The 12,817-nt window shown below is 43.3% G+C and carries 13 protein-coding genes and 1 pseudogene; 6 read left to right on the top strand and 8 right to left on the bottom strand.

The features are described 5' to 3' along the window. Positions 1-271 precede the first annotated feature (271 nt). The 6 genes from F8S12_RS15070 (at position 272) to F8S12_RS15045 (ending at position 5,100) form a co-directional block, all read left to right on the top strand. A complete protein-coding gene (locus F8S12_RS15070; RefSeq protein WP_196516971.1) occupies positions 272-1,954 on the top strand; it encodes a DUF3352 domain-containing protein in 1,683 nt (560 codons plus the stop codon). A gap of 67 nt (positions 1,955-2,021) precedes the next feature. Further along, positions 2,022-2,297: a BrnT family toxin gene (locus F8S12_RS15065; protein ID WP_196516970.1), complete on the top strand. Its 276-nt coding sequence runs from the start codon at positions 2,022-2,024 to the stop codon at positions 2,295-2,297. Continuing rightward, a complete protein-coding gene (locus F8S12_RS15060) occupies positions 2,281-2,493 on the top strand; it encodes a hypothetical protein (protein ID WP_196516969.1) in 213 nt (70 codons plus the stop codon). The genes F8S12_RS15065 and F8S12_RS15060 overlap by 17 nt, the downstream gene beginning before the upstream one ends. A gap of 135 nt (positions 2,494-2,628) precedes the next feature. After that, positions 2,629-3,549 (top strand): class I SAM-dependent methyltransferase, encoded by a 921-nt coding sequence (locus tag F8S12_RS15055; protein ID WP_196516968.1) that lies wholly within the window; start codon positions 2,629-2,631, stop codon positions 3,547-3,549. Continuing rightward, on the top strand, positions 3,542-4,510 hold the full coding sequence (locus F8S12_RS15050) for a PrsW family intramembrane metalloprotease (RefSeq protein ID WP_196516967.1): 969 nt from the start codon (positions 3,542-3,544) through the stop codon (positions 4,508-4,510). Before F8S12_RS15055 ends, F8S12_RS15050 begins: the two co-directional genes overlap by 8 nt. Positions 4,511-4,542: 32 nt before the next feature. Continuing rightward, positions 4,543-5,100 carry a Uma2 family endonuclease gene (locus F8S12_RS15045; protein WP_196516966.1) on the top strand — a complete coding sequence of 186 codons (558 nt, stop codon included), beginning with the start codon at positions 4,543-4,545 and terminating at the stop codon, positions 5,098-5,100. A 72-nt stretch (positions 5,101-5,172) separates the two neighbouring features. Here the strand turns inward: F8S12_RS15045 and F8S12_RS15040 are convergent, their stop codons facing one another. The 8 genes and pseudogenes from F8S12_RS15040 to F8S12_RS15005 form a co-directional block, all read right to left on the bottom strand. Further along, positions 5,173-6,045, bottom strand: coding sequence for a 6-carboxytetrahydropterin synthase (locus tag F8S12_RS15040; protein WP_196516965.1), 873 nt, complete (start codon positions 6,043-6,045; stop codon positions 5,173-5,175). Positions 6,046-6,160: 115 nt separating this feature from the next. After that, a complete protein-coding gene (locus F8S12_RS15035; protein WP_196516964.1) occupies positions 6,161-6,865 on the bottom strand; it encodes a J domain-containing protein in 705 nt (234 codons plus the stop codon). Positions 6,866-6,880: 15 nt separating this feature from the next. Then, positions 6,881-7,843 carry a cysteine synthase A gene (gene cysK / locus F8S12_RS15030; protein ID WP_196516963.1) on the bottom strand — a complete coding sequence of 321 codons (963 nt, stop codon included), beginning with the start codon at positions 7,841-7,843 and terminating at the stop codon, positions 6,881-6,883. Between the two features lie 72 nt (positions 7,844-7,915). Beyond that, complete coding sequence (locus tag F8S12_RS15025) at positions 7,916-8,353, bottom strand: RrF2 family transcriptional regulator (protein ID WP_196516962.1); 438 nt, start codon at positions 8,351-8,353, stop codon at positions 7,916-7,918. A gap of 346 nt (positions 8,354-8,699) precedes the next feature. Further along, complete coding sequence (locus tag F8S12_RS15020; RefSeq protein WP_196516961.1) at positions 8,700-10,409, bottom strand: iron uptake porin; 1,710 nt, start codon at positions 10,407-10,409, stop codon at positions 8,700-8,702. 368 nt (positions 10,410-10,777) lie between these two features. Further along, a complete protein-coding gene (locus F8S12_RS15015) occupies positions 10,778-11,002 on the bottom strand; it encodes a hypothetical protein (protein ID WP_196516960.1) in 225 nt (74 codons plus the stop codon). Between the two features lie 31 nt (positions 11,003-11,033). Further along, positions 11,034-11,315 (bottom strand): 4a-hydroxytetrahydrobiopterin dehydratase, encoded by a 282-nt coding sequence (locus F8S12_RS15010; RefSeq protein WP_196516959.1) that lies wholly within the window; start codon positions 11,313-11,315, stop codon positions 11,034-11,036. A gap of 858 nt (positions 11,316-12,173) precedes the next feature. Beyond that, positions 12,174-12,817, bottom strand: a pseudogene (locus F8S12_RS15005) (photosystem II D2 protein (photosystem q(a) protein)); the annotation flags it as partial.

The raw sequence follows: 12,817 nt of genomic DNA, 5'->3' as shown, positions 1-12,817 counted from the left end.
GTACAAATACTCCTAATTATTCTTATAACTTAGGATAACTTGCCGCTGTTGAGCAGGCTATTGTCTTTAAGATGAACAGCATATCATTTGCGGATTCGCTCTTCATCCCTTTGAAGTATTCTTTAGAGTAATTTTAGACCGCTAACTTATAGGACTTCTAATTTTATCAGTAAATACCGATGGATTATCGGAAATTATTCATAAATCCGAAAACTCTACAATGACACTTGTATAAATCTCGGTGACAATCTGAACAAAAGAGGATAACAAAATGCCTGAAAGTAAATCAAAATTTCTCATTCCTGCTGTTGGCGCTGCCGTGGTTGTAGCAGGAAGTATAGCTGCATACACGTATTTCAAAAGCCCATCAGTAAGTAGCTCAGATGCTCTAGGCAGTGCTAAAGTAGTACCTTCAACAGCATTGATGGCAACTTATATTACTAGCGACCCTGAAGCCTGGGCAAAGTTACAGCAGTTTGGCACTCCAGAAGCACAAAAGTTAGTGGCAAAAGGTCTGGAAGATTTCAATAAGCAAATGTTCAGTGATAGTAACATTTCTTATGAAAAAGACATAAAGCCTTGGGCTGGTGGGGTAATGATTGCTCTACTGCCACCAAATCCTGTGAAACCTGCACAGTTAACTGTGCCGTCTGAGGCACCTAATGTACCAACAAATTTACAGCAGCAATCAAATATCCTGATAGTAGTGGGAATCAAGGACAAACTCAGTGCCTTGAATTTTGCTAACAAATTAAAGTCACAGAAAGGGGTAAAATTCCAGGAATCTGACTACCAAAGTGAAAAAATTATCGAAACTACACAAAATGGCAAGCCGACGTATAGCGTAGTTTTAAATAATAGTCACTTGGTATTAGCCCCCGAAAAGCAAGCTGTAGAAAAAGCAATTGACACATTTAAGGGACAATCTTCTTTTGCCAGTAAAGAAGGTGCTGGTACCATTCTCAGCAAAGGAGTGGATGTCAAAAATAGTCTCGCCCAAATTTATGTACCAGACTATGCAGGGATGGTACAGCAATTAATAGCTGGAAGTCCACAGGCAAAGCAGTTACCTCCACAAACCTTGACGCAACTGAAGCAGATAAAATCTGTAGTGGCGGGTGTTGGTGTTGATGATGCAGGAGTGCGAGTAAAAGCGATCGCTAATTTAGATCCGCAACTAAATAAATTTCAGTATCAATCAAGTCCTGGGAATATAGTCGGGCAATTTCCTATTGATACCTTTGCTCTGATTAGCGGAAATGGGATCAGCCGTGGTTGGACAACGGTAGTAGAACAGTCAAAAGATTATCCAGAAATGAAGCAAGCTCTGGAACAAGTGCGCGGACAACTGAAATTTGTCAATATTGACCTAGATAAAGACATTTTTGGCTGGATGAATGGAGAATTTGCTTTTGGTGCGATTCCATCTAATCAAGGGGTGCTAGCAGGTGTTGGTTTTGGAGGTGCTTTAGTATTTGATACTAGCGATCGCAAAACTGCCGAAGCCACCTTGACAAAATTGGATACCCTTGCCAAAACCCAACAAATCAACATCGCCAACAGAAATATCGGTGGTAAAGACGTAACTGAATGGCAAATCCCCCGACAAGGAGCTTTATTTGCACATGGTTGGCTGGATCAAGATACTCTATTTTTAGCTGTTGGTGGCCCAGTTGCTGACGCAGTTGCCGATCGCAAAAATCCATCTCTCGACAGTAGTGACGCCTTCAAAGCCGTGACTGGTTCTTTGCAAAAGCCCAACGGTGGTTATTTCTACCTGGATATGGATAAAACTAAAACTGTACCCATGCTCAATAGTTTGATCTCATCTAACCCCGATACCCTCACTATCCTGGGTTCCATTCGTGGTTTTGGTGTTACCGCTACTAGCCGCGATAAATCCACCAGTGAATTGGAGATGTTGTTAGCTCTCAAGCCGAATACTGCAAAATAGGGCATTGGGCATTGACAGTAATGCGGCTTGCCCGCCTTGTTTTGCTCCTTGAGAGTAGAATAGCTTTATGAAGTTTCAGTGGGATTCAGACAAAGCAAGTAGCAATGCCAAGAAACACGGTGTGTCTTTTGAAGAAGCTTTCACAATTTTCGGAGATCCACTAGCTGTTACAATTTCTGACCCTGACCACTCAATAGGTGAATTCCGTGTTATTACGACGGGTCAATCGAGGTTGCAAAGGCTTTTGGTTGTGTCCCACACGGAACGGGAGGGTGAGGTGCGATTAATTAGTGCTCGTTTAGCCACTCGACAGGAAAGAAGAAGCTATGAGTCAGGAACCTGAAATAACAGCCAATGATGAGATGAGAACTGAGTACGATTTCTCAGGCGGTGTTCGTGGCAAGTACTATGAAGCTTATGTGCAATCAAGTAATGTTGTGGTTCTTGATCCAGATGTAGCAGAGATATTTCGAGATTCGGCTTCCGTCAATGAAGCATTGCGATTGCTTGCGAAGATTGCGAAGTCTGTCACGATCTAACAATCGCGTTGTATCGGCCTTTCTTTGGAGATGCGAAGCTCGGCGATCGCCAGATGTCAAGTTTCAATTTGCATCTAGACTAGCCTCTAGTAAGTATGTCATAAGTACAAAAGGCTGTTAACTGTAAACTGATTTATGACTGCTGCTGTAAACACTAATCTTGGTTTAGCTTCCCGCTTGGTGAATGGCATACTGGCAATCCAGCCTTTAGCCAACCTAGCCAAGCATCAAGCTAGACAAATGATGATTAAACGTGCCGAAAGAATAGGTGTGCCTTGGACGCAAGAAGTCGAAACACTACAAGCGCGTGATTGGAAGGCTGATCTAGCTCAAGTAGAAAATCCTCAGCTTTCCTACCCTGATTATTACCTCACCTCATTCCATGCCTACGAAACCGGAAATCTCAGTTGGCAAGCCGCTTTTGAGGTAGAACCTGCCGCCTACGCTGTCCATGCTAAGATTTGGCAGGGTGCCCAAGCACAGGGCGATCCCATGCTGCGCCAAAGTTACCACAATATTCTAAAAAGTCAAATCCCCAACGAGCCGCAAGACATCTTAGATGTAGGGTGTAGTGTTGGTTTGAGTAGTTTTGCCCTACAATCAGTTTATTCTCAAGCTAAAATTACCGGCTTGGACTTATCTTCTTACTTCTTAGCTGTTGCCAATTACCGCGCCCAACAACGTCAAGCTAAAATAAACTGGCTTCATGCCCAAGCTGAATCAACTGGACTACCAGATGCCTCCTTTGATTTAGTCTCCATTTTCCTGATGTGCCACGAATTGCCCCAGTCAGCAACCCGACAGATTTTAGCTGAAATGCGGCGCGTACTGCGTCCAGGTGGCTATTTGGCAATCATGGACATGAATCCCAAATCTGAAGTTTTCAAGAAAATGCCAGCCTACATTTTGACGTTGCTTAAAAGTACTGAACCGTATTTAGATGAATATTTCGCTTTGGATATTGAGCAGGCTATTGTTGAGGCGGGTTTCCAAACTCCCACTATCACTAACAATAGCCACCGTCATCGTACAGCGATCGCTCAGGTGAGTGGTTGATTTTTCTCTCCTACTGTGGGCAGCAATACCACCGTTGCTGCTGCTAGGCTACTACTATTGCCGGGTGTCATTTGCTCCACCTCTGTTATATTTACTGATTTTCTTTATCATCGGGGCAATATTTGGTATCTTAGCCCTTAGCCTCGAATGGATTTTTGAAATCGTAGCCAACTCTTTTGTAGACTGGCAGCAGTTGAAGCGATCGCTTCCTGGTATAGCCTTGCGGCAGCTTGTAGAAGTAGGCCCAATTGAAGAAGGCTGCAAGTTGGCAGCAGTTGTTGTCCCAACCTGCTATCTGCAACGCAAATATCGATTATTTCAGTCTACAGTTTTCCTGTTTACTATAGCCGTTGCCCTTGGATTCACTGCCGAGGAAAACTGGATTTACCTTTTCCACGATACCGCATCAATTCTTGCTCGGACTATCGGCACGCCAGTCCACGCCATGTTCTCTGCACCTTGGGGGTATGCTTTAGGAATTTATATTTCCTCCCACACTCGGTTAAATCGAGACAGGAAGTTCATTTTTTGGGCTTGGCTAAATTCTGTAATCTGTCATGCCCTAGTTAATGTCCTATCTAGTGCTGGACGTTACTCAATACCCATAGGTTTGCTTACTTATGGTTTATTTCCCTTTCTATTGTGGATGTTTTGGCGACTGGAACAATTACTGCGAAAAGTGCAAGGTAAACCTGTAATTACCCTGATTTCAAACCGCACACCCCAGCGCCGTTACTTGCAAAGGAGTTTAGTACTGTTTGCCCTCGCGCTGGGTGGGAATGCTATTTTTGGGCTATTTCTTTTAGCCAGGAAAATTAGTCCTTTGAATCCGTCGAAGCTGTTTGACAGTGATATTTTGTGGTTTATACTTACTCGGTTTTTGCTAAATCTCTTTTTTGGAGTTTTAGCCTGGGGCATTTATCGTTATTTGCGACATTCCGCCCGTCGTCGGTATTTTTAAAATATGATTTAAGAAAATGCTAGGGGGTTTCTATGCAAACGACTCCAGTGCGTTGGACGACTGCTGATCTAGAGTTCTTTGCTAGCGATCGCAGAAATCGCTATGAGATTATTGATGGAGAACTATTTGTGACTAAAGCACCTAACTGGGATCATCAAACGAGCTGCGTCAATATTGCTACAGTTCTTAAGATTTGGTCAGATGAAACTGATTTAGGTAAACCTGCGATCGCACCTGGAATTATTTTCTCAGATTCTGACAATGTGATCCCTGATGTGGTGTGGGCAAGTCACGAACGCTTAAAATACCTGCTAGATGAAGCTGGACATCTGACGGGTGCACCAGAGTTAGTAGTAGAGGTTTTATCTCCCGGTGCAAAAAATGAAACCCGTGACAAGGAAACAAAGCTAAAGCTGTACTCGGTGCAAGGGGTTCAAGAATATTGGATTTGCGATTTTATACAGAAGAAAGTTGAAGTTTATCGTCGTGAGCAGGCTGCATTAAAGTTAGCAGTTACTTTATTTAGTCAAGATGAATTGACAAGTCCTTTGCTACCTGGTTTCAGCTGCTTAGTTAGTAAACTTTTCTAGCTGGGCATTGGGCATTGGGCATTGGGCATTGGGATGATATCAATTCCCTATGTCCTATGCCTGGATTTTCACCTAAACCCGTGCTAATACTGGCTGATTCACGGCTTCGCTGACTGAATTTGATTCAGACTCAGTACAGTAGATTTCGCAGGAGTTATTAGGGCTTTCAATCAGTTTCACTTTGTAAAGTTTGGCTCCCAATTCTTGAATAGGCGATCGCAGTAAATTACTAATGTAAAGTGCGATATTCTCAGCAGTCGGCACAACTTCAGCAAAGTAAGAAATGTCTTTGTTTAAAAAGGTGTGATCGAATGGCTCTACCACATAATCTTCTACCACTTGATTCAAAGCACCTAAATCGACAATCATGCCAGTGCGTGGGTCAATTTCCCCTTTGACAGTGACTTCTAGATGATAATTGTGTCCGTGACCATTGGGACGAGCGCACTTACCATAAATTTCAGTATTTTCTTCGTTACTGAGGTTAGGATGAGCTAGCCGATGGGCGGCGCTAAAGTGAGTACTGATGTTGAGATAGGCTTCCATTGCGTTTCCCATATAATCTGCCCAAAGTTCAGGATGTTCAAACAACTGCACACGGGCTAGAGGCAAATACGGTGCTAACCGTTGCCAGATAATCCGTGCAATATTCTCAGTAGTGGGCAGAGTTTGTTGAAATTCTGTCCATACATCGTTGAGATAAGAAAAGTCTAATTGACTGGTAACTTCCCGTTTAATTACTTGTTTCACATCAGACAAGTTCAGCACCATGCCATACTTATCCAATTCTCCGGCTATGGAGATAAATAAGACATAGTTATGCCCGTGTCCCGGAAATCTAGAGCAAGCACCAAAGTTCTCAATATTCTCGGCTTCACTCAGTTCGGGCAACCAATAGCGATGACTTGCCGAAAACTGGGCGCGGCGATTAACAATACATTGCATGAGTACACTAGGAGCAGAATTTAAAATTTCTTAATCTTTCTCTGCTTCCAGGATAAACTAATTTCTTTGTCAGTTGTCATTAGTCATTTGTTATTTGACTAATGACCAATAACTATTAACTATTTACAGACGCTTGCGCCTCACAGTGTAATCTCGTAGCTATGCGAAATAGTTCTTGACCTGTGTGTAAATAACGCTCATCGTAGCTCAAAGGAAAATAAGCCAACTCTTCGAGTCCATCTGCTGCTTGATCGAGGCTGTAGTAGAGGTGAGCTGCTGTTCTTGCTAAACTGCGGGGATTCGGTAAGGAGCGAAAAGTAATTTGTGCCTGCTTGAGGTCATCTCGACAGGTTTTTAAGTATTCCTGAAATTCATCTAACAACTCATCATCAAAGGGATCGGCGGCTAATAGCTCCATTTGTTCTTCTAACGAATAAAGAATGGTACAAAGCAAGCGATTTACTGGTTGATACACTTGGCGCAGCCATTCCTCAACTTGCTCGTCAACTTCCCGTCCCGTTTTTCGTCTTGTCTGATAATGCTTTTGAGCTGATGCTGTACGCTGTTGGCGATCGCTATTTAATTTTTGAGAGTCATCTTGCAGTTGTTGGTCATAATTGCGGCGATTTTGGTTGTCACCTAAAACCTCATAGGCTGCATTGATACGGATAATCTGCTCGTGATCGGCTGTTTCCTCGTTACTGTCAGGATGAAACAACTTAACCAAGCGGCGATAAGCTTGCTTAATCTCTGCAAGGCTTGCACTTGGACTAACTTTGAGAGTTTCGTAGTGGTTAGAAACGTGCTTAGAATTGACCATTAATTCAATGTATCGTTAACTGACGCTAGCAGCTAACCTTGCCTCCAAGTCTTGGAACAACGGCGTACTCAAATACCTCTCACCAAAACTGGGCTGAATCACCACAATTAAACGTCCCTTATTTTCTTGACGTTGGGCAACGCGAATTGCTGCACATAAAGCTGCTCCACTAGAAATGCCAGATAGTAGCCCTTCTTCTCTTGCCAAACGCCGACTATAAGCGATCGCTTCTTCATCGGTGACGGTAATCACTTCATCAATCAATTTTATCTTTAGTACTTGAGGAATAAACCCAGCACCAATTCCCTGGATTTTGTGCGGCCCTGGTCGTCCCCCAGATAAAATTGGGCTATTAGCTGGTTCAACAGCGATCGCCTGAGAACTAGGCTTGCGTGCTTTAATCACTTCTGCTACACCAGTGATCGTACCACCTGTACCTACCCCTGCCACAATTATATCTACTTGTCCATCGGTATCCTCCCAAATCTCAAGGGCAGTAGTTTCCCGATGCACTTTTGCATTGGCTGGATTACGGAACTGCTGCAACATATAGGTATTTGGTGTACTATTAACTATCTGCTGTGCCCGCCCAATTGCCCCACTCATCCCTTCCATCCCTGGTGTTAATTCCAGTTCTGCTCCATAGGCCCGCAACATTGCCCGTCGCTCGGCACTCATCGTCTCTGGCATTGTCAAAATTAACCGATAACCCTTAGCTGCTGCTGCCATTGCTAGGGCAATTCCTGTGTTTCCAGAGGTGGGTTCTACCAAAACTGTCTTCCCAGGAGTAATTAGCCCCTCCTCTTCGGCAGCGTTAATCATACTCACCCCAATCCGGTCTTTAACTGATGCTGATGGGTTCATACTTTCCAGTTTCACCACAATTTCCGCAACACATCCTTCCGCTTGGGGAATGCGGTTCAACTGCACTAAGGGTGTACGACCAACCAGTTCTGTAATGTTACGAGCAATTCGCATAATTTAGTCCTTACTTATTAAGTTATTAATTATTAGGCAATAGTCATTAGACAACTCACTACTGACTCTTGACTAAATGTAATACATGATATCCAAGTGCCGCCGGGAATCTCGCTTTTCACAAAGATCCTGGAGCGTATATTTTTGTAACACTGAATTTGCCGCGCGACTTGCTTCTTGCCAAATTTCTTCTATAACAAAACTGTCTACCCTTTTGGAGTTAACGTTTTCTTCACAAGTATTCACCTCTAACCCTTCTAGACATTCAAAAATCTCAAAAAGGATGATTTTTCGAGGTTCTCGCGTTAACAGATAGCCACCTTTTGATCCGCGCTGACTCTTAACTATACCTCCACGCCTCAAGGTTGCTAATAGCTGTTCCAAATAGCGATCGGGTATGTTTTGTTGAGCTGCAATTTGTCGAATTTGCAGAGGTTCGCCGCTTTCGTAATGGGCGGCCATCTCTAATAAGGCCAGGATTGCGTATTCCGATTTACACGATAGTTCCACAAGCAGCAATAAGTTAGGAATTAGGAGTTAGGAGTCATTCAATCTAAAATTCAAAATCTAAAATTGGCAGAGTTAGGATATTACGCGATAGCCCTCACGTAGAGACGCGATTTATCGCGTCTTCAAAGATCAATAACCCTTAATTGAACCGTATTGCATTGGGCATTGTAACGCCCACCCTACTGTGGTCTATTCACATAAAACCCGCCATAACCACATCTCCTAACTTTTCTATTATACTCCGGTTATATACTGGGGTTTATTATTTGCTGCCACTAAAAATAAAAAGCCCCGCCTCATGGCGGGGAGCAATAGATTTCAAAATTGTCGGTGGATAGTCAACACTCTAGAAGGTGAAAGTTGTTCTGAGCGTACCAATAATTGCATCATCGTTCTCGCTGCTCTGACCAGGTGAAGTCAACCAGATTACACCAGGAGTTACAGAGATATTATCCGACACACGATACTTGTAGAAGCCTTCAAAGTGATAGGGTATATCATTATTACCGCCAAAACCTGGTCGGTTAAAGGAATAGGGTTCTGCACCAGCAAAAATACCTAATACGTTACCCTTTTTACCAAAATCAGGTAAGGCTACTCCAAGACCATAGCTCCAGGCTTCATAATCATCACCTACACCAAAGCCGGTGACATCATGGTAAGAGACGAAGCCACTAATTGAGAGCTTGTCGCTGGGTCTAAACGCAGCCGACACACCGTAAGAGTTACTGGCACCTGCACCGAGTAAACTGTTAGCTTGTCCAGTACCTACTGGAACAATATCTCCGTCTGTCGTGGAACCTGAGTTGAATAAAGAACCACCTGCGCTATATCCGTGGACGTAGGTAGCAGCTAAAGCCACGCGATCGCCAACACTAAAGTTCAACTGTCCAAGAGCTGCATAGTTGCCGTTGGTTAGACCTGCACTAACACCAGGATTATTAGCTTCCGATGCTAAGTAACCCGCAGTGACTGAGCTATTTCCTAAAATACCGCCACCTTTACCAAGGGGTAGATTGACCGCTAGACCTGCACCTCCACCAATCCGATAGATGGGACTTTCAGAAGCCAAGGTAGACAATGCACCATTACCACCGTCAGTTTTATCGAAAAAGTAAGGGTTATTGACGGCTGCATAATGGCTATGTCGTCCACCACTAGCTGCAAGGTAAACTTGGGCTGGGCCTATGGGAGCTTCATAGGTCAAACGATCTATTCTGACGCTGTTATTACCAGTGCTACCAATTTGGAACGTTTGTGTACCTTCGGCAGTACCGATCTGATTACCAAAGTCATCAGATTGTGTAAAGGCTGTTGCATTCCCTGCTGCGAGACGAGTATGTAGAACATCTCTACCCGTGAAGCTGGTTTGCAAGTCTAAACGTACCCTATCTTGAAAGACAGTATTATTGTTATCACCAGTGTTACCGCCAAAAACATCACTGACGGCAAAAATAGCTTCACCGACTAGTTTAGTGGTAGTGGAGAACTGATTAGCTTCCAATTCAGCAGTCCGCGCTTCTAGGGAATCGACACGACCGCGTAGGGTTGCCAATTCTGCGGCAAATTCTTCTTGCAATCTCTGTAAGGTAGCTAAATCTTGTTTGGTCACCAAGTCAGCTGTTGCTGTGGCAATCAATTCGTTAACCCGATCCAAACAGGCATTTAAACCTGCGGCAAATTCATAACGAGTCAAAGCACGGTTACCGCGATAAGTGGCATTTGGATAACCTGCAATACAACCATAGCGCTCAACTAAAGACTGCAATGCTTGGAATGCCCAGTCGGTAGGTTGTACGTCGGAAAATTGGGAAACCGATGTTACTTGAGACTGAGAGTTATTTTGGTTGCCTTCGTTGCTGTAGCGATTAACTTGATCTATCGTTGTTTGAGCCAATATTTCTGGCTGTTGGACAACTTCAGTTACAGCAGGTTGTTCGGCTGGTGATACTTCAGTGGTTGTGTTCGGAGCCGCCATTGCTGTTGCCGAAACTAACAATGTTGCTCCCAAAACTGCTGGGCTAACCACTAAGGATTTCCACAAGAGATTAGACATCTTTTCTTTACTCCTCACACCTTTTTTAGATAATTGTCTTCGTTGCACCTAATTCTTAAAAATGCGACATCTCGTTGAAACCTGTGGATGAGATATAGCCGCCTATACTACAATTCTAGTTTTTGCAAAGCTAATAAACGATTAACTTAGGGTTAAACACTTATGTGATTAACTTATGCAAAAACATATCTTGATATCATAAGATTATAAAACATTTAATTTAGATGACAAGATTGAAGGGATCGCCTTAGTAACTGTCACACATAGTTATCTAAATATCTAAGCGGGGAGTAGGGTTTAGGGCATTCGCTGCCTACGCAAGCTAAATTGCTGAAAGCTTTAGACACTTAGCAGCTTGCTAGGAAAAATCACAGCCCTAGTACAAATTGCACGCCAGCCAGTTGTAACGCATTGGTTGAGCCATACAAGCGAAATCTGCCTGGTATTGTGATGAAAAACATATCAGGAATCAAGAGTTTTGAAAGCCGCTCACTCAATAGATAACCCGTACCGCTAATCTTAAATAAGGTACGCGCAGTATGGATCTCACCAGAAGGATAGGCAGGTTTTGTTTGTGTAACGGTAACTTTCAACCGCCTGGTGCAAGATGTCAGAAGAAATCAGTTATTTGATTTGGGAAATCGCCTCAGCTAGCTCAAAGTCCTTCTGTGTTAGCCCACCTGCATCATGTGTTGTAAGTGTAATCTTCACTTTGTTATAAGAAATCTCTATGTCTGGATGATGTCCTGCTGACTCAGCCGGCTCTACCAGCTTATTGACAAACTCAATTGCTTGGATAAAATTCTTGAATGTGCGGCTGGTTTGCAACTTCGAGTTTTCAACAGTCCAACCTGACAGAACCTTTGCCCGTTCTAGAATTTCCGCGTTAGTCAAGAGTTGTGCCATATTAAAAAATTCCTATTTTTTATATATTTGTTACATCTTGTATCTTGCAAAGCCCAACCCGTTTTATTCTCCACATAAAAAGTATGGAAGTATGGGTTAAGGCATAATACTTATGTGTGCATATTTAAATCAGACTTAGTAGATAGACGTTATTGCTTTAACTAGCGATGATTACTCCTAAACCAAATTTACGTTAAGGCATAATACTTATGTGTGCATATTTAAATCAGACTTAGTAGATAGACGTTATTGCTCACATCTGGTCAGTCACCAAGGTTTGATCCAAGATATTTATTTTTAAGAAAACTTTAATGTAATCCCTATCTAAAGCTTTCAAAAGCAACCATTAATAAAACAAAAGTCACCTATAAAAAACTATCCGCTCTGATTTAGATCAGGTGATCTAAATCAGAGCGGTCTAGCGGGTCTTCAGATTGCAACCAGACTGCCGGAAGGAACTCCAAGCTTGCCTAGCTACTTGAGCTAACTTAGTCTCTCAAGATGACTAAGGCTGACTTTTAGAGAACAGCCCCGGCACACAGCCGGCTAACTACAACCTGATGACCCATGCATTTACTACTTTCTATCATGGGCATCACCTCCTTGTTGCCTAAGTGGTCTTAGTTTCAAAAGGGCAGAGCAATCTGCTCTGGGTTTATAACCTTTACTCAACATAACACATAAATCTAGAGAGGTTAACTATATACAAAAAAAATCCCCCACCAAAAGGCAGGAGACTACTGGAGAATTGGGAACATTGACACCTTCTTGGCTTATAACAAGGAGATTATTTCATCTGGGTGGTGTCAATTCTCACCAATTACAATTCTTATTTAGGTCAGGGGCGGCTTCTAATAATTAGAGAGCGTTACCGCGAGGTAGAACTTCCTCAGGGAATACAAATTGTTCGTGGGGTTGATCTTGAGGAGCCATCCAAGCGCGGATACCCTCATTCAGCAAAATGTTTTTGGTATAGAAAGTTTCAAACTCAGGGTCTTCCGCCGCCCGCAATTCTTGGGAGACGAAATCATAAGCCCGCAGGTTGAGTGCTAAACCGACGATGCCGACGGCGCTCATCCACAAGCCTGTGACTGGCACAAACAACATGAAAAAGTGCAGCCAACGCTTGTTGGAGAAGGCAATGCCGAAAATCTGTGACCAGAAACGGTTTGCCGTCACCATTGAGTAGGTTTCTTCGGATTGGGTGGGATTGAAGCCACGGAAGGTGTTAGCACCGTCACCGTCTTCAAACAAGGTATTTTCAACTGTGGCTCCGTGAATAGCGCACAATAGCGCACCACCTAATACACCAGCAACACCCATCATGTGGAAGGGGTTGAGTGTCCAGTTGTGGAACCCTTGCAGGAATAGTAAGAATCGGAAAATTGCAGCGACACCAAAGCTGGGTGCAAAGAACCAACTTGACTGTCCCAAGGGGTACATCAGGAATACGCTGACGAATACCGCAATCGGTGCAGAGAAGGCGAGAGCATTGTAAGGAC

This window comes from Nostoc sp. WHI, assembly GCF_015714725.1.
In the GTDB taxonomy this organism is placed as follows: domain Bacteria; phylum Cyanobacteriota; class Cyanobacteriia; order Cyanobacteriales; family Nostocaceae; genus Nostoc.
The sequence above is the reverse complement of the archived record's forward strand: the minus strand, read 5'-3'. Positions and strand labels throughout refer to the sequence as shown.

What these genes read in the sequence shown, in the direction of transcription:
- F8S12_RS15040 (WP_196516965.1), bottom strand. Translation starts at nt 6,045, where the DNA reads ATGCAATGTATTGTTAATCGCCGCGCCCAGTTTTCGGCAAGTCATCGC.
- F8S12_RS15045 (WP_196516966.1), top strand. Translation starts at nt 4,543, where the DNA reads ATGCAAACGACTCCAGTGCGTTGGACGACTGCTGATCTAGAGTTCTTT.
- F8S12_RS15060 (WP_196516969.1), top strand. Translation starts at nt 2,281, where the DNA reads ATGAGTCAGGAACCTGAAATAACAGCCAATGATGAGATGAGAACTGAG.
- F8S12_RS15020 (WP_196516961.1), bottom strand. Translation starts at nt 10,409, where the DNA reads ATGTCTAATCTCTTGTGGAAATCCTTAGTGGTTAGCCCAGCAGTTTTG.
- F8S12_RS15070 (WP_196516971.1), top strand. Translation starts at nt 272, where the DNA reads ATGCCTGAAAGTAAATCAAAATTTCTCATTCCTGCTGTTGGCGCTGCC.
- F8S12_RS15035 (WP_196516964.1), bottom strand. Translation starts at nt 6,865, where the DNA reads ATGGTCAATTCTAAGCACGTTTCTAACCACTACGAAACTCTCAAAGTT.
- cysK (WP_196516963.1), bottom strand. Translation starts at nt 7,843, where the DNA reads ATGCGAATTGCTCGTAACATTACAGAACTGGTTGGTCGTACACCCTTA.
- F8S12_RS15065 (WP_196516970.1), top strand. Translation starts at nt 2,022, where the DNA reads ATGAAGTTTCAGTGGGATTCAGACAAAGCAAGTAGCAATGCCAAGAAA.
- F8S12_RS15055 (WP_196516968.1), top strand. Translation starts at nt 2,629, where the DNA reads ATGACTGCTGCTGTAAACACTAATCTTGGTTTAGCTTCCCGCTTGGTG.
- F8S12_RS15010 (WP_196516959.1), bottom strand. Translation starts at nt 11,315, where the DNA reads ATGGCACAACTCTTGACTAACGCGGAAATTCTAGAACGGGCAAAGGTT.